The organism is Marinobacter sp. V34, assembly GCF_055524115.1.
Map to the genome: position 1 here is coordinate 455,329 of NZ_JBUPZY010000003.1, position 23,310 is coordinate 478,638.

The following is a 23,310-nucleotide window of genomic DNA, read 5'->3' on the forward strand; positions in this document are numbered from 1 at the left end:
CATGACCAAATCGACCGATCACAACCTGAACCAACTACCGGAACAGATCCGAGCCTGGGCCCTGGAACTGGGGTTCAGCGACGCCGGCATTACCCTGCCGGACACTGGCGCCCACGGACAGCGCCTGAAGGATTGGCTGCGGGCAGGATTTCACGGTGAAATGTCGTACATGGAAGACCATGGCGACAAACGCTATACCCCAACCTCGCTGGTGGAAGGGACGCAAAGGGTCATTTCCGTACGGCTCGACTACCTGCCCGCGCCCGACAGCCCGGGGCGAATACTCACTAACCCGGAAAAGGCCTACGTCACCCGCTATGCCACTGGGCGTGATTATCACAAGCTGATGCGAAAACGACTGGCAACCCTGGCAAAGCGCATAGACGAGGCGGTATCTGGATACGATTACAGAGCCTTCGTTGACAGCGCACCCGTGCTCGAAAGAGCCTTGGCACAGCGCGCGGGATTGGGCTGGATTGGCAAGAACAACATGCTGATTCATCCGAAAGCGGGGTCGTTCTTTTTCCTTGGCGAGATTTTCACCAGCGCGCCATTACCGCTGGACGAACCATTTGAAAAGGAACATTGTGGCAGCTGCGCCGCATGCTTGGATGTATGCCCTACAGATGCGTTCGAAGGCCCTCACAAACTCGACGCCCGTAAGTGCATCAGCTACCTCACCATCGAGCTGAAGGGCAGTATTCCGGAAGAACTGCGCCCCAAAATGGGCAATCGCGTGTTTGGCTGTGACGACTGCCAACTGGTCTGCCCCTGGAATAAGTTCAGCAAACCAACGGCGGAAAAAGATTTCCAGCCCCGCCATGGCCTGGATAACAGCGAATTGGCCACCCTGTTCCTCTGGACAGAGGAACAATTCCTCAAACGCACCGAAGGCTCCGCTATCCGCCGTACCGGCTACGAGGGCTGGCTAAGAAACCTGGCGGTGGGCCTGGGCAATGCTCCGTCAACAATCCCGGTGATTGAGGCCCTTAAACAGCGGGCCGATTTTCCGTCAGAGATGGTTCGGGAGCATGTGCACTGGGCCCTGCGCAGGCACGGCTTATAGTTTGAAAGCGCCGCGACCTACAGTTGAAAAAAGTGCTCCCGGTAATGCCGCAGCTCGCTGATAGAGTCGCGGATATCGTCCAGAGCCAAGTGGCTGCCTTTCTTCTTCACTCCGTCCAGCACATCCGGCCGCCAGCGCCGGGCCAGTTCTTTAATGGTGCTCACATCCAGGTTGCGGTAGTGGAAGAAGGCCTCCAGTTCGGGCATGTACTTCACCAGGAAGCGACGATCCTGGCCGATGCTATTGCCACATAACGGGGACTGCCCCGGCTCCAGATACCGCTGCAAAAATTCCAGGGTTTTCTGCTCAGCATCGATTTCGCTGTATTTGCTATCCTTCACCCGCTGGGTCAGCCCGCTCTCGCCGTGAGTGCGGGTACACCATTCGTCCATTTCGCTGAGCAGCTTATCGGACTGGTGCACCGCGATCACCGGCCCTTCTTCGATCGTATTGAGGTCGGAATCCGTGACGATGGTCGCGATTTCAATGATCCGCTCCTTTTCCGGATCGAGGCCTGTCATTTCCAGGTCAATCCAAACGAGATAGTTGGCTTCTGGCATTCAGTGGTCTCCAGCGGTTAACTCATGATTCGGGCAACGGCCTGCCCATTGTGGATGAATCACGTATGATGTTACAGCAATCACCATTCTCCAGCAGGAATTAACCGACCCACGATATGGCAAAACGTCGACTCAACAAGCAGCAACAGTGGCGCATCAAGAAAATTCAGCAGGAGCGGGCTGCACGGGCGGCAAAAAAAGAAGAATCCATCAGCGAAAAGCTGGACGCTGGTGATCTCGGCCCGGAGCAACAAGGCCTTGTTATCGCTCACTACGGCCAGCAACTCGACGTGGAAGCCCTGGAGGGGGAAGACACCGGCAAGGTGCTGCGCTGCTTCGTGAGAGCGAACATCGACAGCCTGGTAACCGGCGACAAGGTGATCTGGCGCCCAGGCAGCGACAATACAGGCGTCATTGTGGCGCGGTGTGACCGTCACACCCTACTGCAACGGCCCGACAACTTCGGCGCACTCAAACCCGTCGCCGCCAATATCGACTACATCATCCTGGTGATCGCGCCTGAACCGGAGCCCCATGACAACCTGATTGATCGATATCTGGTGGCGGCTGAGAGCACGGATATTCCGGTCATCATTCTGCTTAACAAGACCGACCTGGTGACTGACCAGAATCGGGAAGCGATCGACCGCCTGCTAGCACGCTACGAAAAGCTCGGGTATCGCATAGAACGCACTTCTGCCAAAACCCTCGAAGGCGAGCAGGCGGTACGGATGGAAGACCTTGTAAAGGGCCAGACCAGCGTATTCGTGGGTCAATCAGGGGTTGGAAAATCGTCCATCATCCAGACATTGTTGCCGGAAGCGTCGATCCGGGTAGCCGCCGTATCGGAAAGTACCGGAAAAGGAGTTCACACTACGACGACCGCCAAGCTTTTTCATCTCAATTGCGGAGGCGATCTCATCGATTCACCGGGTATCCGGGAGTTCGGACTGTGGCATATGACGCCGCAAGAGATTGAGTACGGCTTTCGGGAGATCCGCGACCTGATCGGCTACTGCAAGTTCCGCAACTGTAGACATATGGGAGATCCCGGATGCGCCATTGCGCAGGCTGCCGAGGATGGCCGCATCAGCACGGAGCGACTGAAAAGCTTCAACCGTATTCTGCAGGATATGGCGGAACAGCAGTCACGGGGACTGAAAGTCGATTGAATCGGCTTACCAGTTCAACTCCCCGGGTTTGGGTTCCGCCTTTTCTTCAGTCCAATCACCTTCCTCCAGCCGCTTCATCGCTTCCTGCTGCTCTTCCTCCGAAGGCGCGGTCAGGTCGATCAGTGGCACATTCGACTGGCCGGCATTGCTTTGTATGCCTTGTGCCGTTTTCTTGTTCATCACAATGATCGAAATACGGCGATTGACCGGGGCCTGCGGGTCACTCTGATCAAACAGCACCGAATCGCTCAATCCGACCACACGGCCAATCTGCTGCTGCCTTACGCCACCGGCAACCAGCGCCCTGCGGGCCGTATTGGCCCGGTCCGCCGACAATTCCCAGTTGGTATAACCGGGTCGACCGCTAAACGGCGTGGAATCAGTATGGCCGGTAATGCTCAGCTTGTTATTCACCGTACTGAGCGTCTTGGCAAGCTCAAACAGAAGATCCTGAGAATAGTACTTGAGCTCGGCACGACCGCTGTCAAACATCGGGCGCTGAGAGCGGTCAACAATCTGGATACGCAATCCTTCGCTGGTGATATCGATCAGCAGCTGATCCTTGAACTCCTGAAGGGTTTCATTCTGCTCAATACGCTCCTTCAGATCCTGGAACAGTTCTTCCATCTGCTGTTGCTCCAGAGTCTGTGCCAGCTCCTCAACGACCTGGTCTTCGATCTGGATATCGCTGCGCTCGATGTCTTCACTGCTTTCATTGATGACGGAGGCACTGCCCTCAAGATCCACCGGATTGGGAGATCCCCCCTCCGTGAATCCCACTGGGTCCTTGAAGTAGCCCTCAACGGCACGAATCTGCTCCGGAGACGCCGTGGCGGTGAGCCAGAGCACGAGAAAAAACGCCATCATGGCCGTGGCAAAATCGGCAAAGGCCACCTTCCAGGAACCACCATGGTGCCCGGCTACAACCTTCTTCTTTCTCTTTACGATGATCGGCTGTTCTTCCAAGAAACTGCTCCAGACGGCTATTGCTCAGACTATTTCGAACGCACGTGGTCGTTCAATTCCTGGAATCCAGGCCGTTTGTCGGACGGTAGGGCCTTGCGGCCGAACTCGATGGCCATTTGCGGCGCCTGGCCTGATACTGTGGCAACAATCGCGGATTTGGCGCACTCGTACGCCTTGATCTCATATTTGGCGGAGTGTTCCATGGCAATGGAGGTAGGGCCAACAAAACCATACCCCATCCAGATACCAAGAAAAGTGCCCACCAGCGCCGCTGCCACGCTCAGACCAATCCTCTCCGGCCCTTCACTCAGGAAGTTCATGGTAATGACGATACCCAGCACCGCCGCAACAATCCCCAGGCCGGGCAACGCGTCAGCAATTTTGTTCACAGCATGGGCCGGCTCTTCAAGTTCATGCTGACGACTCTCGATCTCATTTTCCATCATGCCTTCGAGCTCATGGGTTGCCATGTTCCCAGAGCTTATGATCCTCAGATAGTCGGTAATGAAGGCCAGCAGGTACTTTGACTTCATAATGGCCGGATACCGGCTGAAGATCTGGCTTGATTCCGGATTGTCGATGTCTTCCTCGATGGCCATCACACCCTGCTTCCGGGATTTGTCGAAAACCTCGTACATCAGGCTGAGCAGATCCATGTAAAAGGACTTGTTGTAAGGAGACCCCGTCAACTGGCTGAGAACGCCTTTGCCCACTTCCTTGATGGTATGCAGTGGGTTGGCAATCACAAAGGACCCAACTGCAGCGCCGCCGATAATGAGTATTTCCGTGGGCTGCCATAACACCAGAAGATTACCACCATGGAGGACATAGCCCCCGAGGACGCTGGCAATGACAATGACTGCACCGATAATGAGTAGCATGGACTGAGAACATACCTTCTGTGGTTTCTGTCAGACTAGGCGCCTGGAGCGGAACTGCCTGGCCGGCCTGCACAGATAATAGCAAGCAGCGGACCGAACCGCGAAGATATGAAACAATTTCTATACACACCCCGCGATTTGTTAAACTTCGCGCCTTTGAGCGCCAAGGACCACTTTCCAATGTTCGACAAGCTGTTTGTAATGAGCCAGTACGTAACGCCGCAACTCTCGGTTTCACGCCTTGCAGGCCTACTCGCGGACAATAAAAGTATGCCTGGACTCAAGAATCGTGTGGTGAAGTGGTTCATCGGCCGCTATGGCGTCAATATGAACGAAGCGCTGGAACCGGACCCAGCAGCCTATCCGAGCTTCAACGCTTTTTTCACCCGCGCCCTGAAGCCTGGCCTGCGGCCCGTGGACGAGCGCGAAAGTGCTCTGGTCAGCCCCGTTGACGGTGCTATCAGCCAACTGGGCCAAGTCAGTAATGATCGGGTTTTCCAGGCCAAAGGACAATCCTTCGGCCTGAACGAACTCCTCGGTGGTGATCAGGACCGGGCCGCAAGCTTTGCCGATGGCGAGTTTGCCACCATCTACCTCTCCCCCAAAGACTATCACCGCATTCACATGCCGCTGGCCGGCACACTCCGGGAAATGGTGTACGTTCCCGGCAAGCTGTTTTCCGTCAACCCGACCACCGCAGAGAACGTGCCCAACCTGTTCGCCCGGAATGAGCGGGTTGCCTGTATTTTCGATACCCCGGCGGGCCCTATGGCCCTGGTGCTGGTAGGCGCAATGATCGTGGGCAGTGTCGAGACCACATGGGCCGGCGTCGTGGCACCCGGCGGAGGTGAGGTTTCAGAAAGTCGCTATGACGGCCTCAAAACGCCCATCCGCTTTGAAAAAGGCGAGGAAATGGGACGGTTCCGCTTGGGCTCAACGGTAATTATGGTTATGTCCAAGGGCGCCGTGAAATGGCGTGCTGATCAGGTGGCGGGCGGAACCGTACGCATGGGTGAAACGTTCGGCGAAATCAGCACCGGTCAGCCGGAAACGCAATAACGCCGGCCAGGTCGTCCAATCCCAGCTTCAGCATCAACAGGCGGTCCAGACCCAACGCCACCCCGGAGCAATCGGGCACACCCGAATCCAGAGCAGCCACGAACGCTTGGTCGATGGGCATCTCGGGCTTGCCCACTCTGCGACGAGCCTGATTGTCCGCGTCAAACCGACGCCTCTGCTCGTCGGGGTCGGTCAGTTCCCAGTATCCGTTGCACAGCTCCACACCGTCGACGTAGAGCTCGAAACGGTGCGCCTGACGCATCCCAGACTGCTCGGACACTCGGGCCAGTGCCGCCTGAGACTCAGGATAACCCGTCACGAATACCGGCCCAATGCCCGCCAGCGCCGGCTCCACCTGAGAGCTCATCAGCAGATCCAGATAATCGTCACGAGAGAGACCATCCAGCTGGGATGGCTCCATCCATTGCTCACAACATTCTGACAACTCGCCATTACCGGCCAGGAATGGATCAATACCCGCGAACCGGAGAAACGCATCGCGATAATTCACCGTGCCTGGCAACTCACACCCCAACCAGCCACATACTAGCTCGGAAACCTCCGCCATCAGGTCGGTATCCGTAAAACCGGGCCGGTACCATTCAAGCAGCGAAAACTCCGGGTTGTGTCGTCGGCCGAACTCACCGTCGCGAAACACTCGGGCGATCTGATAAATAGGGCCGGAGCCAGCCGCCAGCATCCGTTTCATGTGATATTCAGGGGACGTCTGCAGCCACCCGCCCGCTGGGCGGACTCCGATCGAGGCGGGATTCGCGGAGATACTGTCAATATTGATATCAGTAACACCGTGCCGGCCAAGTACGGGCGTCTCGACTTCCATTACACCACGTTGCGCAAAAAAGCCGCGCACCCAGGCAAGCTGTTGTGCGCGGCTTTTAAGGGCCGTTTTTGAAGCCGAGGGCCGCCACTTAAGGGAGTCAGTCACCACGTTCTAATCAGCTATTCTTGACCCGGTTGACGTATTCTCCGGAGCGAGTGTCCACCTTGAGCATTTCACCAATGACAATAAACAGTGGCACGTTGACAACGGCGCCTGTGGAGAGGGTTGCAGGCTTGGAGCCACCCTGGGCGGTATCGCCTTTCATGCCTGGATCCGTGTCCACCACTTCCAGCTCGACAAAGTTGGGCGGGGAAACTGTCAGGGGCGCGCCGTTATAGAGAGTCACCGTGTAAACGTCTTGTTCTTTCAGCCATTTAAGAGCATCGCCAACCGCTTTGGCATCCGCCGGGAACTGCTCGAAAGACCCATCGGTTTTCATGAAGTGCCAGAACTCGCCATCGGTATACAGGTATTCCATTTCCTGATCGATCACGTCGGCGGCTTCCAGACTCTCACCGGATTTGAAAGTACGCTCCCACTGACGGTTGGTCATCAGGTTACGCAGTTTTACCCGGTTGAACGCCTGCCCTTTACCGGGCTTTACGAATTCGTTCTCGAGAATGATGCAAGGGTCGCCATCCAGCAAAACCTTAAGACCGCCACGAAATTCGTTGGTAGAATATGAAGCCATGAAATTATCACCTGAAACGATGCTTTTGGAAATTCGAAGGTGGCTATGATACAGCGAACCGCCACCCGTATAGAAGCCCGCCCCCTCGATCACTCTGATCACAGCTGGCAGCGACTGCTCTCGGAGTCCGTCACTACGCCGGATGCACTCCTGCGTCGGCTCGACCTCGACTCGGCGACTTGGTTCCGTGGCGCAGATGAAGGCCACCGGTTGTTCCCCATACGGGTACCCGAACCCTATCTGAATAGAATTAAGAGGGGCGATCCCGATGATCCCCTGTTACGCCAGGTACTGCCGTTATCGTCCGAAGCAGACACTTATCCCGGGTTCGTCTCCGACCCACTTCAGGAAAGTGGTTCCATGCCAGCGACCGGGCTGATTCGCAAGTACGAGAGCCGCGCCCTGTTAATGGTAACCGGGCAATGCGCCATTAACTGTCGATACTGCTTCCGGCGCCACTTTCCCTACGAGGACCACCGACTGTCACCGGAGGATCGCGCCCAAGCCCTAAAAGCCATCGCCGACGACACCCGCATTAACGAAGTGATTTTCAGTGGGGGTGACCCGCTGGTGGCCAATGATCGACTGCTGTCCAACTGGGCCGAGGCATTGGCCGCCATCCCTCATATCCGCAGGCTAAGGATCCACACCCGCCTGCCAGTCGTCATCCCCCAGAGGGTGTCTGATTCGCTGATCAGGTGGCTTTCGGAGTCACGCCTGCAGACCGTCGTTGTCGTCCATGTCAATCACCCCGCAGAACTGGACGCTGACACGCAACAGGCCCTCGGGCGCCTGAAAGACGCCGGCGTCACCCTGCTGAACCAGAGTGTGATATTGAGCGGAGTGAACGACAATGCCAGCGTGCTGGCGGAACTCAGCGAGCGCCTGTTCGAGTGTGGCGTACTGCCTTACTACCTCCATGCTTTTGACCCGGTGGCCGGCGCCCATCATTTTGAAGTCAGTGACGACAGGGCCAGGGAACTGGTTCGACAACTGATCACCGTGCTGCCAGGCTTCCTGGTGCCCCGGCTTGTCAGGGAGCTTCCCGGACGGCCCGGAAAAACGCCGCTGGACCTGTTTGCGTGACACATTTGGCAAAGTTGGCCCAAATTTACTTGTTAAACATTGTCAACTCATGCTCTTCTCGCTTTTTGTTGTGCATTTGCTATTTTACAGTGCAGAAAGCGATAACGATAAAAAGCTGTATTCGCGGCGTTTTCCAATTAAAACACGCAGGCGTTACTGTGGTACGCCTGTAGTTCGTGGTGCAACCCGGAGTACCTACCGTGGTCCAGACAATTGGCGTGAAAACATGGAAGGCATGATTCTGAAGCCCGACCTTCGCGTTCCTGAACAGAAGACGGCAAGTCTCTCTTTTTGCCAGACTTCCCCAAAAGCCTTCAGGGACTGGGTTAAGCAGTTGCCAATGGCAAATATTGGTGAGGCCTCGAGGCAGCTCTATCACGCCATTATCGAGCTCAACCAACTGTTTATTGCGCCTCAGCAGCGCCTGCAGCTGCTGGAACTTATTCGCCCCAAGATACACTTCGTCTGTTCCGAACTGTCCCGGCACTATCTTGGGCTGGCTGTCGCGCTGCCGGAAAAGCAGCGCAAGATTGCCAACCTGTCCCAGGCCCTCCAACTCCATGCCGCCAGCGGCTACAAACTGTGCGTACTTGAATTTCTGGACAACGGCGGCCTGGACAAAAACCGCAAAGCAGTCGCGATGGCCTCTCACCGTGCCATCTCGGAACTGGCTGCCACCATCGTGCGGGCCCATCAACTATACTGCCCTAGCCCGGCACAAAGCTGGCTGGAATGTCACCGACTTTTCCGATTCGCCCATCGCAACAAAATCCACGGGCTATCCGTTGACGACGATACCCTGACCCATCGCCGTGGAAGCTCGGTGGAAGACAGTTACAAACGCATCCTGCTGCTTGGCTGCGCCCGTCCCAACCAACTCCGGCAAGGGGAGCTGGCGCAAGTTTACGAGCTGTTCGAAAACTGGACCCACCTGGTTTCCTGCGGGCCGGAAACCGATAACGACAGCCTGTTCGTGGTAAACATGGAGCGGGACACGTCGCCGGTCTACCGCAGCCTGCTGGAACAAACGCCTGGTAACGACTGCTACAACTTCGACACCCGAGAATTGTCAGAACAGATCACGGATGCCCTGAACGCCCGCAACAAACGGGAGGGTGGGGCCAGCGAACTTGAACTGCCTTCCCGCATTGGCGACACCTTGCTGACCCATCTAAGCCAGGCTCTGGGCATCCTTGCCAAACGCAATTTCAACCGCATCGCCAGCCAGGGCACACTTGAGATTTGCGTGGGCCTCACGGCAACCCATTATTACGTGGCCGGCGCAAAAACGTTCAACGAATTCGTCAGCGGTAACGACAACCAGGGCGGTGACGACAATATGTTCCTGCGTTCCTCCCGCCAAAAGCAGGACGCCTGGGCGGGAGCCCACGATGCCGGACCTAACGACGAGCCGCTGCAATCGGCAGATACGCCAATTAACTTCCGTAACAGTATTGGCGCGACACCAGACGGTGAGAGTGACCGAAGAAAACCGAAGTGCCACCACGCGCTGTTGGTGAACACCAGCCCCGGCGGATACTGCGCCGCGTGGGAAACCAATGTGCCATCATCACTTCAGGCAGGCGAGATTCTCGGCGTCCGTGAACAGTCAAACCACCCGTGGAGCGTGGCTGTTGTGCGCTGGATAAGACAGGTTCGCAACCAGGGCACACAGGTTGGCATTGAGCTTTTGGCCCCCAGTGCGGCTCCGTGCGGCGTAAGACTGATTCAGAAGATCGGCAACAGCAGCGAGTATCTGCGTGGCCTCTTGCTACCGGAAATCAGCGTGGTGAACCAGGCAGCAACCCTCATCACACCGCGACTTCCGTTCCAGTCCGGCAGCCGGATTTCATTGCTTCATGACGGCCGGGAAGATCAAGGCACCCTGTCCCGCAAGATTTCGGCGACCGGCAGTATCAGTCAATTTGAGCTCAAGCTCCAGAATGCCGGCGCAACGCCGGCTGGCAACAACTCGCCAGACGCGGGAACCAGCGAGGACGAATTCGATTCGCTGTGGCCGTCACTGTAAGTGTACCGTTGCTGTGAATGGGAGCATACGAACCCGTGCGAAGGGTTGTTATTAACCAGTAACCCCTGCATCATTCAGCGTTAGTGAAAGCCGGCCCCGCGCTCTGAGTTCTACAAAAGGTGTCGGCACAGCCAACGTGTATCACGAGACATCTGACGCAATGCAGAAAAAGAACGCAACCGTACACCTGCTCATCCTCGACCCGTCTCAGAACGACGCAGAGACCCTGGTCAGCTTGCTCCGAAACTCGGGCAAGGCAACGCGAGCCCATCGCATCACATCCGAGGAAGACCTTGAAGAAACCCTGAAAACGGGCAACTGGGACCTTCTATTGGCGCGCGACGACGTTGAACAGGAATTCGGCGCTGATGGCGCCCTCGCGATGATTCGTCGCATGGACAAGGACATCCCGTTCGTTCTCCTGACCGGCGAATTCAATCGCGAGCGCACCGTCTCCGTTATGAAAGCCGGTGGACAGGACACGGTTCCGTTCGAGAACACGGATCAGCTGGTACTGGTGGTTAACCGGGAACTGGGCGCCCTGGAGGACCGGCGGCGGCGAAGGATTCTCGAATCCCACCTGCGGGAGGCTGAACAACGCTGCCAACTCCTGCTGGAAAGCTCCAAGGACGCCATCGCCTACATTAACGATGGCATGCACATCTACGCCAACCAGTCGTACATGGAGTTTCTGGGCTACGATGATATCGACGACCTGATCTGCATCCCTGTGCTCGACACCCTGACGTCGGAAAGTCAGGATAAATATAAGGAATTCATGAAATCCTTTGCCGATAGCGGTGAGGATGGCATGACTATGAACTGCGTTGCCCGCCGTAGTGACGATCAGGAACTCAGCGTCACCATGTCGGTCTCAGCCGCGACGTATGACGGCGAAACCTGCACCCAGATTGTGATCCAGCCAGAGCACAGTGACGCTGAGCTGGAAGAGAAGATTCGTCAGATCAGCAGCCAGGACCTGCTAACCGGCCTGTTCAACCGTCAGTATCTGATGGATGCCCTTGGCCAGGCGATTGCTACAGCTGGCAAGGACAACAAGACCGGTGCGCTGGCCTATATTGCCCTGGATAACTTCATGGGCCTGAAAGGTCAGGTGGGCATCGCCGGCGCCGACCTGATGCTTGGCGACCTTGCCACCCTGCTGAAGGAGCAGGCGCCGGAGGATATGGTCCTCGCCCGCCTCAGCGACGACGCTTTTTGCCTGCTGTGCCAGCCGTGCGAAGAGAAAGTTATGGCGGAGCAATGTGAAGCCATTTGCAAGAAGGTCGAAGACCACCTGTTCGACATCAACGGTCGCACGGTACAACTGACCCTCAGCATCGGCGTTGCTGCGATTACCGAGAATGCTCCAAAGGCACCGGACCTGATGGGCCGGGCCCACACCGCCTCATCGGAACTGAAGAAAAAGCCGGGCCATGAGCAGGGCAACGGCATTTTGGTATACAACCCGGCAGATTACGAGGCCATGGATGAAAGCAACTCGGTCGATGCCATCCAGAAAGCCCTGGATGACAACCGCTTTAAGCTGCTTTTCCAACCCATTATCAATCTACGCGGCGAGGGTGAAGAACACTACGAGGCCTTCGTCAGGATGCTGAACAAGGACAACGAGGAAGTTTCACCGTACGACTTCCTGCCGCCTGTCGGCCCCTCTGAGATGGCCATAAAGATTGACCGCTGGGTGATCCTGCAAACCATCAAGCAGCTTTCCAGCCATCGCTCACGCGGGCACGATACCCGCCTGTTCCTGAACATAACCGCAGAGACACTGGAAGATAAAACCTTTACCCCCTGGCTGAGCGTCGCTCTGAAGGCGGCTCGACTGCCGGGCGACTCACTGATCTTCCAGATTCGCGAAGGCGATGCCAACAACTACATGAAACAGGCCAAGGATTTTGCCAAGGCAGTTCACGAGCTGCACTGCAAGGTCTCTATCTGCCAGTTCGGGTGTGCCCTGAATCCGTTCAACACTCTGAAGCATATCGACGTGGATTACGTGAAGATCGACGGCTCGTTTACCGAAGAACTGCAGAAAAAAGACGACGCCAAGGAAGAGGTCAAGGAAATGGTCAAAAGCCTGCAGAGTGCCGGCAAGCTGACCATCGTGCCTCTGGTGGAGAACGCAGGTGTGTTGGCAACCTTGTGGCAGGCCGGGGTGAACTACATCCAGGGTTATTACCTGCAGGCGCCGGTTCCGGAAATGAACTACGACTTCGGCGACCACTGATGAATCGCACGGCATGGGCGACCATGCCGTGTACTTTGCTACCTTTCCCTAGCCTGCAGGCTATCGCTTTCCCTGAACCCAATCAGGTAAAGGATCGCATCCAGTCCCAGAGTGGAAATCGAATGACGTGCGGACTCCTTGACCAGGGGCTTAGCCCGGAAAGCCACTCCGAGCCCCGCCTGGCTCAGCATGGGCAGATCGTTGGCACCATCACCCACCGCAATGACCTGTTCCCGTGAGATATGCTCGCGTTCAGCGATTTCCTGAAGTAACTCAGCCTTGCGCTTGCCATCAACGATCTGGCCCGACACCCGGCCCGTTACCTTGCCGTTCTCAATTTCCAGCTCATTGGCGTACACGTAGTCGATCCCCAGCTTTTCCTGCAGATGACGGGCAAAGTAGGTAAAGCCACCAGACAGTATCGCCGTGCGGTAGCCCAGGGATTTCAGACTGAGTATCAGGTGTTCCGCGCCTTCGGTCAGATTCAGGCGAGCGGCGATGCCTTCGAGCACCGATTCATCCAGCCCCTTGAGCAGCGCCAGACGCTCGGCAAAGCTCTGCCCAAAATCCAGCTCTCCCTGCATCGCTCGCTCGGTAATCTCGGCCACCTGTGCCCCAACGCCCGCCTCCAACGCCAACTCGTCGATCACTTCGGCGTCGATCAGGGTGGAATCCATATCAAACACCACCAGCCGCCGATTGCGGCGGAAAATGGAGTCTTCCTGGAAGGCAATATCCACGTTCATTTCCCCTGCGATGTGCAGGAAATCGGAACGCAGCTGTTCCAGATCAGATGGCGTGCCCCGGACGGAAAACTCCACACAGGCTATGCGGTTCTCGGACGAATTCAGCGATGGGCGGGCGGAAAGCCGGCTGATGTTATCGATGTTCAGGCCATGGCGGGCAGTAATGGCAGATACCCTCGCTATTTGCTCGGCTTTGATATCTCTCGACAGCAGCGTAACGATGTAACAGGCGCGGTTGCGTCCCTCCGCCCACCGCTGATACTCCTCGATCGTAATCGGCGCAAAACGCACCTGCAGATCCAGCGAATGCAGCCTGAACAGAAGATCGCGAATCACCGGCGAGGATTTCGACTCATCGGGAATCTCAATCAGGATACCCCAGGTCAGATGATCATGGATCACCGCCTGGCCGATATCGAGAATACGCACATCGTACTGCCCCATGATGCCGGTTATCTCCGACGTCAGGCCCGGCTTGTCGCGCCCCGAAACGTTGATCAGAACCAGCTCACTCACTGTCAGGCCGCTCCTCTGCATTGGCAACGCTGTCTGCATCGGAGACGCCTGCGGCATTGCTGGCTGACTGAATCACATCCATGGCGTCCACTCTCTGAAGCCCTCGAGGCAGTTTGTGGCCACGGCGGCCGCGCTCACCCAGATAGTGTTCCAGGTCGCTGAACTGAAGCCCCATCTTGCGCTTGCCAGCACGGATTTCCAGTTGGTCGTCCTCCGCGAAAACGGCGACAGCAACCACATACTCTTCCCGGTTCTGAACCCGCGCCGAGGGAATGCTGATAATCTTGTTGCCCTTGCCTTTGGCCAGCTCTGGCAGCTCACTCAGCGGGAACACCAGCATCCGGCCTTCATTGGAAATGGCACTCAGATAAAGCGGCTTGTCAGAGTTGGGCACCACCGCCGGCGACATGATTTTCGCCCCTTTCGGTACCGACACCACGGCCTTGCCATTGCGGTTCTTGCTGATCATGTCATTGAGCGAGGTCACGAACCCGTAGCCGCCATCAGTGACCAACAAGACCTTCCGGGCGGGGTCGCCAAGCAGCAGCCCCGAGAAAGTTGCCCCCGACGGTGGATTGATGCGACCACTCAGGGGTTCACCCTGCCCCCGTGCAGACGGAAACGAATGGGCAACCAGGGAGTATGCACGCCCGGTGGAATCCAGGAATACCGCCTGCTGGTTGTTGCGCCCCTTCGCGGACATGGCAAAACTGTCGCCAGCCTTGTAGCTGAGTCCTTCCGGTTCAATATCATGGCCCTTGGCCGCCCTGACCCAGCCTTTTTCTGACAGCACAACCGTTACCGGGTCGTTGGAAACCAGTTCGGTTTCGCTAAAGGCCCTGGCTTCCCTGCGCTCGACAATGGGTGAACGACGATCATCCCCATAGGTTTCCGCATCCGCCAGCAATTCATCCTTGATCAGCTCCCGCAGGCGATCCTCGGAGCCAAGAATCGCCTGCAACTCATCCCGTTCAGCCGACAGTTCGTCCTGCTCGCCACGGATCTTCATTTCCTCAAGCTTGGCCAGGTGACGCAGCTTCAACTCAAGAATGGCTTCAGCCTGCTCCCCGGACAGCCCGAAGCGGGACATCAACTCAGCCTTGGGTTTATCTTCGTAGCGGATAATCGCAATGACCTCGTCGATATTCAGATAGGCCACCAGCAGGCCTTCGAGGATGTGCAGGCGCGCGAGCACCTTATCCAGTCGGTGCTGCAGGCGCCGGGTGACGGTAGTGCGACGGAAGCTGAGCCATTCCGTCAGCATTTCGCGCAGCCCCTTCACGCCCGGGCGGCCGTCATTGCCGATAACGTTGATATTAACCCGGTAGGTCTTCTCCAGATCGGTGCTGGCAAACAGGTGAGCCATCAGCCCTTCCTGATCCACACGATTGGAACGCGGAACAATCACCAGCCGGGTCGGGTTCTCGTGGTCGGATTCGTCGCGCAGGTCCGCAACCATGGGCAGCTTTTTGGTCTGCATCTGCTGGGCGATCTGCTCCAGAACCCGGTTTCCGGAGACCTGATGAGGCAGATCGGTCACCACGATTTCCCCGCTCTCGTTGATCCAGCGCGCCCGCATCCTCAGCGAGCCCCGGCCGGTCTCGTACATCTGGCGGATATCCTTGCGAGGCGTAATAATCTCAGCGTAGGTGGGAAAGTCGGGGCCGTGGACATGCTCACACAGGTCATCGGTGGTGGCCTCCGGCTGGTCGAGCAACCTTACACAGGCCGCTGTCACTTCCCGGACATTGTGTGGCGGAATATCCGTTGCCATACCCACGGCAATACCGGTGGTGCCGTTCAGAAGCACATGAGGCAACCTCGCGGGCAATACTGACGGCTCGTCCATGGTGCCATCAAAGTTCGGCACCCAGTCCACCGTGCCTTGCCCGAGTTCACTGAGAAGGACATCCGCGAACTTAGCAAGACGGGATTCGGTATAACGCATGGCCGCGAAAGATTTAGGGTCGTCAGGCGCGCCCCAGTTGCCCTGGCCATCCACCAATGGATAGCGATAGGAAAACGGCTGGGCCATCAACACCATGGCTTCGTAACAGGCACTGTCGCCGTGGGGATGAAATTTACCCAGGACGTCACCCACCGTACGGGCAGACTTTTTGTACTTTGAAGTCGATTTCAGGCCAAGCTCGGACATGGCGTAGATAATGCGACGCTGCACCGGCTTCAGTCCGTCTCCGACATTGGGCAACGCCCTGTCCAGGATGACGTACATGGAGTAGTCGAGGTAGGCCTTTTCGGTGTAGTCCCGCAGTGAAACCCGCTCAAAGCCTTCATCCGTGGTCTGAAACTCTGGCATGGATGCCCCTTTATTATTGCCTGATATGAATTCCGCTGATTATCCCGGTCCGCAGCCGGGACTGCACATTATATGGAGGCGGGAACAGATACACCAACACCCCGTCGAATTTCCAATAGCGGAATTCCCGCATGGAGAGAGTGTAACCCTCACCGTATCCTCGCCATCAGTAAACGATGATCCGTTTCACGATATCCACGAGTGGAGAACTATGAGACCTAACCTGAAAGCCTGCGGGCAGGCGTTGATTACGGCCATGGTGAACGCTGTTCTTGCTCTTACCCTGATGCTCCTGGTGGAGTTCGCCATAACCGGCACTTTCCAACTGGCGGGGCCTTATCTGTGGGCCGGATTACTCATCGGGCTGGTTATATTCTTCGCCCAATTCTGGCGCCAGCGTCACCTCTGCCGGAACGGACAATCGACCCAGGAGTCCCCGGATACGCTGTAGAGGTGTTCCTGCCAATCACGCCTCATAAGCACCTCATTAACAATGACAACTTCCTTTCCGATGCTATTCTGACTGAACGCATCTTCAGAAAAGCAGGAAAGAAAGATGAGTTTAAAGAATTCCCTGGGCCTAAGGGCCAAAGTCGCGTTACCTTTCGCAATTTCCGCCATCGCTTTGATTGTCATCGGTCTTTTCAGCGTCTTGACGGCGCGAAACCTGGTATCCGACACAGACACACTCTCCGAACGTTATCTTCCCGCCGTCAGCGAAGCGCTCAACGGTGATCGGGACCTATATCAGGCCCTGGTCGCGCAAATGTCTTTTATCAGCGCAACAGAAAACAACGAATCCCCGGACCAGCATCAGGCGGACTTCGAGGAAAACGCCGACCAGGCGCTGGAGAGGCTGGAGAAAGCCATAGAACGCTTGCAAGGCACTGGCATCTCAGAGAAAACCGACAGCTTTCGCGATACCTATGACCGCTGGCTGGACACCGCTAGAGAGACCATGCGGATTGCACGGTCAGGAGACCCCGTCGCAGGGCACAGGTTGCTGGTCGAGCAAAGCAACCCGCTGTTCAGCGAGCTCAGGGGATACTATGACCAGGTGGGTGTTCACGCTGATGAACAGGCACAGATTGTCGCCAACGAAGCGTCCCAGGAGGGGGCTGCCAGTTCTGCCTTTATACTGGCCATCACCGCCATCGCTGTCATAGCCGGCATTCTTCTGTTTATTGTGTTTCTCCGACTGATTATCGATTCCATTGGCGTTCTGAAGAAGCAACTTGACAATATTGCCCAGGGTGAAGGAGATCTTACACAACGCATCCCCGTAGAAATGGACGATGACCTCGGGAAACTGGCCACAAGCTTCAATCACGTGCTGGGAAATCTCCAAACCATGATTGGTTCCATTCAGGAACTCAGCAGGCAACTTGGTGAGGGCGCCTCCGAACTATCCAGCGCAGCCCGCGACAACAACGACGGGGTAACACGGCAAACGGATGCCATTTCCATGGTCGCAACGGCCATCAATGAGATGCAAAGCGCCATTGAAGAAGTGGCGGGCAATGCCTCGCGTGCGGCCGATATTACCAAACACGCCCAGGAAAAAGGTCGCAACGGGGCGACCATCATTCGCAACTCATCCGTTCAGGTACAGAGACTGGCAGCGCAAATCTCCAAGGCGGTGGAGGTTATTCGCAAACTGTCACAGGACTCGGAGAACATCACCTCAGTGCTGGACGTCATCCGCGAGATTGCGGACCAGACCAATCTACTTGCCCTCAATGCCGCCATTGAGGCCGCCCGCGCGGGGGAACAAGGCCGAGGCTTTGCCGTTGTCGCCGATGAGGTCCGCACCCTGGCCAAGCGAACCCAACAGTCCACCGAAGATATCCAGACCATGATCACCGCTCTGCAGACCGGCGTTGCAGATATCGTTGCGGTGATGGAAACCGGCAGCAAAGAAGCGGTGGAAACCGAAAAGCTGGCCACGGAGGCGGAGGCAGAACTTCAGGGTATCCTGGAGTCCATGGCGGACATCAGCGACATGAACACCAGCGTGGCCTCCGCTACCGAGGAACAGACCCAGGTAATTGACGAGATTAACCGAAGCGTTACCGAAATCAATGACCTGGCGTCCGAGAGCATGACGCGCTCAGGCAGCATCGACCGCATAAGCGAATCGCTGGACGGCTATGCCAGGGAATTGGAGCAGCAGACTGGAAGGTTCAAGGTGTGAATTAAAAGTAGGGAGTATTGCCGCCCCGGAAAGAAAGCTGGAGGCGGCATTCAGGCAACTTTTACTGACGAATGCCTTCCACCGAAATGATCATCTCGACGGTTTCAGACGCCTTGCCCAGATCCATCGGTATGCCGAAGTCCGTCAACTTGAATTCGGTTTCAGCTTCAAACCCCATGCGGTAACCACCCCACGGATCGTCACCATGCCCGAGCATTTCCACGTCCAGGGTGATCTCTTTCGTCACACCACGCAGGGTCAGGTCACCAACAATATCAGCCTCGCCGTCATCATCGACAACCACTCGTTTGCTCTTGAAGGTGGCTTCCGAGAACTCACTAACGTACAGGAAATCTTCGGAGCGCAGATGCTTGTCGCGCTCAGCATGGTTGGAGTCGACGCTGGATGTGTCCACGGTAACCTCAACCGAGCTGTTGGCCGGGTTTTCAGCATCGTACACAAATTCACCATCGAAATCGTTGAACCGGCCATACAACCAGCTATAGCCGAGATGGGAAATCTTGAACGTAATAAACTGGTGGGAACCCTTGGTATCAAAAGCATAGGTTCCACTGTGCTCGGAAGCCTGGGCTCCGCCAGACACGGTAAGTGCAACCGCAGATGCAAGCAGCAGTTTTTTCATGTTTATCTCCTTGTTGAAACAGCCCGTAGGCACGATTGGATCGGTAGTCTGAATTACGATTGGCGGCGACCTGAACCCAACATACGCCGAAGGGTATCATCGCGATCAATCAGGTGATGCTTGATGGCGGCCAGACCATGCAGACCGGCAAGCACAACGAGTGCCCAGGTCGACCAGTAATGAACAAGCCCTGCGGTATCCTCCATCCTCTTAATCTGGCCAGTCACCGAAGGTACATCAAACCAACTGAATACACTGATCGAGGACCCATCCGCCGTCGAAATGAGATACCCACTGGCCATGGCAACAAGAATCAGCACATAGAGAAGAGCGTGTGCGCCATGAGCGGCCAACACTTCCAATCGGCTATGGCTCGGGAGTGCTCGCGGTAGCGGACTGAACAATCGCCACACCAGGCGAAACAGCATGACCAACAGCAGCAATATACCGATACTTCTATGGATATCCGGGCCGGTGCGATACCAGTCGTCGTAATAGGATAGATCAACCATCCAATAACCCAGCCCAAAAAGACCAAATACCGCTACAGCCACCAGCCAGTGAATCGCTATGGATACCACGCCAAACTTACTGCTCGAATTGCGTACCTGCATGACGCTTAACGCCCCACTCCCTGAAACCAGACAAGATCAATTACACCAGTTTAGGAAGAGCCCAGTGCAAAACCAATCAAAATGTTTTGGATACAAAGATCAAGATTTCTGATGAAGAAGCCCATACGCACGATCCCTTATACCTTTGGTCTGATACGGGTTTTACGGATTGCGGAAAACAATGGGCGCGATAAACTTTTCACATACTTTATTTACCCGGTTCGGGTCACTCAGTGAACGAGAGGAATAAACATGGAACTTGAATTCGACGAATCCGTCGCAGTACCCAGCAATAACTGATGTTCTGCAGCTCCATCGGAGCTGCAGAACATCGCTCCTGCCACTCATTCCGCGCAGTGTCACCCGACGTTGCCTGTTTTTACATGAATTAGTGGTAATAACCTGCTGTTTTTGGCACTCTTCTGTCTATCTAAACTATCCTGTTCGTTCTGACTGATTTACTTTTCGATAAGTCAGTGAAATGCGACTAGGGTCAACAGGTCGGGCTGCTGCAGGGCTTTCCCGATGTTTTCGTTTATCCGGACCAGAAAAGGCCTATGTCGCGAACCCTCCCAGAGCAGATGACCGCACCGGAAGTTGATGTGCTGTCGCCTATGTTAACCAGGGAGGGGGAATCATGGACGGCCAACTACCAAGGCCTGACGTTACGAACGGCGCTGCAGCCAATTTTCAGTATCTCCCACAAACGCGTTGTCGGCTACGAAGCGCTGATTCGCGCATTTGATACCGATAATGCCGCGGTACTGCCCCTCCACCTGTTCGAACTACCAAGCTCAGATGCCGAAAACCTGTTGCTTGATCGCCTGTGCCGATACCTGCATATCCGCAACTATTCCGGATTTCAGGACCAGTTGAATTGGTTGTTCCTGAACGTATCCCCCCGTGTGGTGTCGGCCGGCAATCGTGCCGATAGTTTTTTCGGCGAACTGTTGAAAAAAACGGGCCTGCCACCCCATCGCATCGTGATGGAGATCGTAGAGCAGCCAACGGACGATGCAGAACGGCTGCGTGAAACCGTTGCCTACTACCAACAATTGGGCTGCCTGACCGCTATCGATGACTTTGGTGCGGGCCACTCCAACTTTGAGCGCATCTGGAACCTGTCACCGGATATTGTGAAGCTGGACCGCAAGCTGCTGACTCGGGCCACCGACGACCACAAGGCCAGACAGATACTCAATGGCATCGTCTCTTTGCTGCATCAGTCCGGTTGCCTGGTGCTCCTCGAAGGCGTGGAAACTCACGATCAGGCAATGATCGCTATCGATGCAGGCGTTGATTTTGTCCAGGGATTCTATTTCAGCAGGCCAAGTACTGCGCTGGCGGACATTCCCCAGAAAGTGACGGACCTGGACGGTTTACTGCGAGACTACAAGAGCAAAAACCGGATAACGAGGGACCCAACCCAGCAACTGATTTCCTACTTCGAGGATTTCTTTCGGGGTGCTGTGGACAAACTCTCGCAAGGTATGCCGATGAACGAGGCATGCAGTATCCTGTTGAATCACCCTGCGGTATCGCGGTGTTACCTGGTCGATGCCAACGGCGTACAAATCGATGACACCATGGTGTCGGATGCCACGGCCCGCAGTCTGGACCCTCGGTTCCGGCCTCTGGAGAGCACCACCAGTGCCGACTGGTATCGCCAGCAGTATCTACGCCAGGCCATCGCCCAGCCCGGCCAGGTTCACATAACCGCGCCTTACCTTTGCATTACGGGCGCCTACATGTGCGTCACGCTGTCCCTCGGTTACTACCACAAGGGCGAGCTGAGGGTTCTTTGCTGCGATATTCTCGCCAATCCTACCGAAACCGCCCTCAGGAAAGGCTGATCCCGTAAACTACGGAGATCACGCCGACGGTCACCAGCCCGATAAACAGATTCATCGGCAGGCCTACCTTTACGAAATCCATAAACCGGTATCCCCCGGGACCAAACACCATCATATTGGTCTGGTAGCCCAGTGGCGTGGCAAAACTGGCGGAAGCCGCCATCATCACGGCGATAACATAGGGTTCTGACGCGATCCCCAGAGCCGCTGTCATCGACAGTACAATGGGCAACACCAACACGGCGGCCGCGTTGTTGGTAATGACCTCGGTCAGCACCGACACCGCGAAGTACACCAGCAAGATCGTCAGCAGTGGGTGGCCGCTGCTGACGTCCAGTATCCCTTCCGCGACATAACCGGCGGCACCGGTTTCCTGAAGCGCAGCCCCCAATGCAAATGACGCCGCAATTGTGAGCATCACCGGTACATCCACTGCTTTCTGCGCCTGACCAACGGAGCAGCAACCACTAAGAACCATCAGCGCCGCCCCCATCAACGCCGCATTCAGCATGCTCAGCACCCCAAACGCGGCGGCGCCCACGAGCACCAGCAGGATGCCCCAGGACAGGTAGGCCCGGTCATGACGGGGTGTTTCTGTTTCCAGATCATTGATCAGCAGGAAGTCCTTGGCGTACCGCTGGCGACTGACAAAGGCGGGACGTGCCTCCAGCAACAGAACATCGCCGGTTTTCAGGCGAATATTGCCCAAATTGCCGGATACCCTCTCGCCACCCCGTGCGACGGCCAATACCACGGCTCCATAGCGATCCCGGAAACGGGCATCCCGAATCGTCAGACCCAGCACTTCCGACTGCGGAGACAACGCCGCCTCTACCAGTCGGCGCTCTGCCCGGTCTTTACTCAGGCTGGGTTCATCATCGTGTACCGAAGGGACAATACCGTTGATTCGCAGCAGATCGGAAATAGCCTGAGTGTCGCCAGCAAAGACCAGCCGATCGCCACCTCGCAGCCGCTCTTCTGAGGGCACTGCTGTAACCACACTGCCATCACGCTCGATCTCGACGAGGTACAGCCTCTCCAACTCACGCAGCCCGGCCTCTCCGACACTCTTGCCCACCAATGGCCCATCAAAGGCAACTGCGACCTCCAGAGTAAACTCCCGCATCGAACCGAATTTTTGCTGGTCCTTACGGTCCGGCAGCGCCCTCGGCAGCACCAGAAGCATGACGGCCAGGCCAATTACGGCTACCGGCAACCCAACAGCAGTGATGGAAAAGATCGAGAAACCGCCCTCCCCGGTCAATTGCTGATACTGCCCGTTGACCACCAGGTTGGTGCTGGTGCCAATCAATGTCAGGGTGCCACCCAGAATGGCGGAGTAACTCAGGGGGATCATCAGTTTCGAGGGCGATATGCCAATCTTGCGGGACCAGGCGTGGACCGCGGGAATCATGGTGGCCACTACCGGGGTATTGTTGAGGAAGCCACTCAGCAACGCGACAGGGAATGCGATGCGTGCCTGGGCCGAGCGCACCGTGCGAGGCGACCTGAGCAGGTGATGGACAACCAGGTCTACCCCACCGGAATGGTGAATACCCGCCGCCACCACGAACATGGCAACCACCGTGATCAAACCGCTGTTACTGAATCCAGCAAGGGCCTGATCGGCGCTGATAATGCCGCTGGCACTGAGAACGATGAGTACACCCAGCATGACAAGATGCGGGCCGAAACGCCCGACACTCATCAACAACAACGCCACACCCGTAAGGCTTAATGCAAACCAGCCCTGCCAATCCATCTGGTGGTCCTTTGGATAAAAGGGGCAGGATAACGAGTTTGATGAAGACTTAGAAAGAATAAAGGA

At 56.3% G+C, this 23,310-nt stretch carries 19 protein-coding genes; 9 read left to right on the forward strand and 10 right to left on the reverse strand.

The annotated features are described in order from the left end of the window. Position 1 precedes the first annotated feature (1 nt). Complete coding sequence (queG, locus tag AC0B60_RS07585) at positions 2–1,066, forward strand: tRNA epoxyqueuosine(34) reductase QueG (protein WP_465085139.1); 1,065 nt, start codon at positions 2–4, stop codon at positions 1,064–1,066. Positions 1,067–1,083: 17 nt separating this feature from the next. Here queG and orn read toward each other — a convergent pair whose 3' ends face one another. Continuing rightward, complete coding sequence (orn, locus tag AC0B60_RS07590; protein WP_465085140.1) at positions 1,084–1,626, reverse strand: oligoribonuclease; 543 nt, start codon at positions 1,624–1,626, stop codon at positions 1,084–1,086. A 116-nt stretch (positions 1,627–1,742) separates the two neighbouring features. Between orn and rsgA the strand changes: the two genes are divergently transcribed. Then, entirely contained in the window at positions 1,743–2,798 is a 1,056-nt protein-coding gene (gene rsgA / locus AC0B60_RS07595) for a small ribosomal subunit biogenesis GTPase RsgA (RefSeq protein WP_465085141.1), read from the forward strand. Positions 2,799–2,804: 6 nt separating this feature from the next. Here rsgA and motB read toward each other — a convergent pair whose 3' ends face one another. Together motB and motA are read right to left on the reverse strand one after the other, a co-directional pair. Further along, on the reverse strand, positions 2,805–3,764 hold the full coding sequence (gene motB, locus AC0B60_RS07600; RefSeq protein ID WP_465085142.1) for a flagellar motor protein MotB: 960 nt from the start codon (positions 3,762–3,764) through the stop codon (positions 2,805–2,807). A gap of 29 nt (positions 3,765–3,793) precedes the next feature. Beyond that, positions 3,794–4,645: a flagellar motor stator protein MotA gene (motA, locus tag AC0B60_RS07605; RefSeq protein WP_465085143.1), complete on the reverse strand. Its 852-nt coding sequence runs from the start codon at positions 4,643–4,645 to the stop codon at positions 3,794–3,796. Between the two features lie 180 nt (positions 4,646–4,825). Here motA and asd point away from each other — a divergent pair, with 180 nt between their 5' ends. Further along, positions 4,826–5,704: an archaetidylserine decarboxylase gene (asd, locus tag AC0B60_RS07610; RefSeq protein WP_465085144.1), complete on the forward strand. Its 879-nt coding sequence runs from the start codon at positions 4,826–4,828 to the stop codon at positions 5,702–5,704. Here the strand turns inward: asd and epmA are convergent. Both epmA and efp read right to left on the reverse strand, forming a co-directional pair. Continuing rightward, on the reverse strand, positions 5,676–6,653 hold the full coding sequence (epmA, locus tag AC0B60_RS07615) for an EF-P lysine aminoacylase EpmA (protein ID WP_465085145.1): 978 nt from the start codon (positions 6,651–6,653) through the stop codon (positions 5,676–5,678). The two genes, asd and epmA, sit on opposite strands and share 29 nt — an antisense overlap. Before the next feature lie 7 nt (positions 6,654–6,660). After that, positions 6,661–7,236, reverse strand: coding sequence for an elongation factor P (gene efp, locus AC0B60_RS07620; protein ID WP_465085146.1), 576 nt, complete (start codon positions 7,234–7,236; stop codon positions 6,661–6,663). A 45-nt stretch (positions 7,237–7,281) separates the two neighbouring features. Between efp and epmB the strand changes: the two genes are divergently transcribed. The 3 genes from epmB to AC0B60_RS07635 all read left to right on the forward strand — a co-directional run bounded on the left by epmB (position 7,282) and on the right by AC0B60_RS07635 (position 12,599). Continuing rightward, on the forward strand, positions 7,282–8,322 hold the full coding sequence (gene epmB / locus AC0B60_RS07625) for an EF-P beta-lysylation protein EpmB (protein ID WP_465085182.1): 1,041 nt from the start codon (positions 7,282–7,284) through the stop codon (positions 8,320–8,322). Between the two features lie 226 nt (positions 8,323–8,548). Next, positions 8,549–10,351, forward strand: coding sequence for a GTPase (locus AC0B60_RS07630; protein WP_465085147.1), 1,803 nt, complete (start codon positions 8,549–8,551; stop codon positions 10,349–10,351). A 160-nt stretch (positions 10,352–10,511) separates the two neighbouring features. After that, positions 10,512–12,599 carry an EAL domain-containing protein gene (locus tag AC0B60_RS07635; protein ID WP_465085148.1) on the forward strand — a complete coding sequence of 696 codons (2,088 nt, stop codon included), beginning with the start codon at positions 10,512–10,514 and terminating at the stop codon, positions 12,597–12,599. A gap of 38 nt (positions 12,600–12,637) precedes the next feature. Here AC0B60_RS07635 and serB read toward each other — a convergent pair whose 3' ends face one another. Together serB and parC are read right to left on the reverse strand one after the other, a co-directional pair. Continuing rightward, complete coding sequence (serB, locus tag AC0B60_RS07640; RefSeq protein ID WP_465085149.1) at positions 12,638–13,861, reverse strand: phosphoserine phosphatase SerB; 1,224 nt, start codon at positions 13,859–13,861, stop codon at positions 12,638–12,640. Then, positions 13,854–16,178, reverse strand: coding sequence for a DNA topoisomerase IV subunit A (gene parC, locus AC0B60_RS07645; protein ID WP_465085150.1), 2,325 nt, complete (start codon positions 16,176–16,178; stop codon positions 13,854–13,856). The genes serB and parC overlap by 8 nt, the downstream gene beginning before the upstream one ends. A 211-nt stretch (positions 16,179–16,389) precedes the next feature. On the opposite strand from parC, the gene AC0B60_RS07650 reads away from it, so the two are divergent. Both AC0B60_RS07650 and AC0B60_RS07655 read left to right on the forward strand, forming a co-directional pair. After that, entirely contained in the window at positions 16,390–16,629 is a 240-nt protein-coding gene (locus AC0B60_RS07650; protein ID WP_040474724.1) for a hypothetical protein, read from the forward strand. 105 nt (positions 16,630–16,734) lie between these two features. Next, complete coding sequence (locus AC0B60_RS07655) at positions 16,735–18,372, forward strand: methyl-accepting chemotaxis protein (RefSeq protein ID WP_465085151.1); 1,638 nt, start codon at positions 16,735–16,737, stop codon at positions 18,370–18,372. A 61-nt stretch (positions 18,373–18,433) separates the two neighbouring features. Here AC0B60_RS07655 and AC0B60_RS07660 read toward each other — a convergent pair whose 3' ends face one another. Together AC0B60_RS07660 and AC0B60_RS07665 are read right to left on the reverse strand one after the other, a co-directional pair. After that, on the reverse strand, positions 18,434–19,015 hold the full coding sequence (locus tag AC0B60_RS07660) for a YceI family protein (RefSeq protein WP_465085152.1): 582 nt from the start codon (positions 19,013–19,015) through the stop codon (positions 18,434–18,436). 53 nt (positions 19,016–19,068) lie between these two features. Next, positions 19,069–19,629 carry a cytochrome b gene (locus tag AC0B60_RS07665; RefSeq protein WP_465085153.1) on the reverse strand — a complete coding sequence of 187 codons (561 nt, stop codon included), beginning with the start codon at positions 19,627–19,629 and terminating at the stop codon, positions 19,069–19,071. Between the two features lie 557 nt (positions 19,630–20,186). Between AC0B60_RS07665 and AC0B60_RS07670 the strand changes: the two genes are divergently transcribed. Beyond that, positions 20,187–21,482: an EAL domain-containing protein gene (locus AC0B60_RS07670; protein ID WP_465085154.1), complete on the forward strand. Its 1,296-nt coding sequence runs from the start codon at positions 20,187–20,189 to the stop codon at positions 21,480–21,482. Here the strand turns inward: AC0B60_RS07670 and AC0B60_RS07675 are convergent. After that, on the reverse strand, positions 21,469–23,244 hold the full coding sequence (locus AC0B60_RS07675) for an SLC13 family permease (protein WP_465085155.1): 1,776 nt from the start codon (positions 23,242–23,244) through the stop codon (positions 21,469–21,471). The genes AC0B60_RS07670 and AC0B60_RS07675 overlap by 14 nt on opposite strands. Between the last annotated feature and the right edge of the window lie 66 nt (positions 23,245–23,310).

Excerpts from the sequence above, each read along its gene's own strand:
- AC0B60_RS07655 (WP_465085151.1), top strand. The coding sequence starts at position 16,735 with ATGAGTTTAAAGAATTCCCTGGGCCTAAGGGCCAAAGTCGCGTTACCT.
- queG (WP_465085139.1), top strand. The coding sequence starts at position 2 with ATGACCAAATCGACCGATCACAACCTGAACCAACTACCGGAACAGATC.
- motA (WP_465085143.1), bottom strand. The coding sequence starts at position 4,645 with ATGCTACTCATTATCGGTGCAGTCATTGTCATTGCCAGCGTCCTCGGG.
- epmB (WP_465085182.1), top strand. The coding sequence starts at position 7,282 with ATGATACAGCGAACCGCCACCCGTATAGAAGCCCGCCCCCTCGATCAC.
- parC (WP_465085150.1), bottom strand. The coding sequence starts at position 16,178 with ATGCCAGAGTTTCAGACCACGGATGAAGGCTTTGAGCGGGTTTCACTG.
- AC0B60_RS07630 (WP_465085147.1), top strand. The coding sequence starts at position 8,549 with ATGGAAGGCATGATTCTGAAGCCCGACCTTCGCGTTCCTGAACAGAAG.
- orn (WP_465085140.1), bottom strand. The coding sequence starts at position 1,626 with ATGCCAGAAGCCAACTATCTCGTTTGGATTGACCTGGAAATGACAGGC.
- AC0B60_RS07675 (WP_465085155.1), bottom strand. The coding sequence starts at position 23,244 with ATGGATTGGCAGGGCTGGTTTGCATTAAGCCTTACGGGTGTGGCGTTG.
- AC0B60_RS07635 (WP_465085148.1), top strand. The coding sequence starts at position 10,512 with ATGCAGAAAAAGAACGCAACCGTACACCTGCTCATCCTCGACCCGTCT.
- AC0B60_RS07650 (WP_040474724.1), top strand. The coding sequence starts at position 16,390 with ATGAGACCTAACCTGAAAGCCTGCGGGCAGGCGTTGATTACGGCCATG.
- efp (WP_465085146.1), bottom strand. The coding sequence starts at position 7,236 with ATGGCTTCATATTCTACCAACGAATTTCGTGGCGGTCTTAAGGTTTTG.
- AC0B60_RS07665 (WP_465085153.1), bottom strand. The coding sequence starts at position 19,629 with ATGCAGGTACGCAATTCGAGCAGTAAGTTTGGCGTGGTATCCATAGCG.
- asd (WP_465085144.1), top strand. The coding sequence starts at position 4,826 with ATGTTCGACAAGCTGTTTGTAATGAGCCAGTACGTAACGCCGCAACTC.
- AC0B60_RS07670 (WP_465085154.1), top strand. The coding sequence starts at position 20,187 with ATGTCGCGAACCCTCCCAGAGCAGATGACCGCACCGGAAGTTGATGTG.
- rsgA (WP_465085141.1), top strand. The coding sequence starts at position 1,743 with ATGGCAAAACGTCGACTCAACAAGCAGCAACAGTGGCGCATCAAGAAA.
- AC0B60_RS07660 (WP_465085152.1), bottom strand. The coding sequence starts at position 19,015 with ATGAAAAAACTGCTGCTTGCATCTGCGGTTGCACTTACCGTGTCTGGC.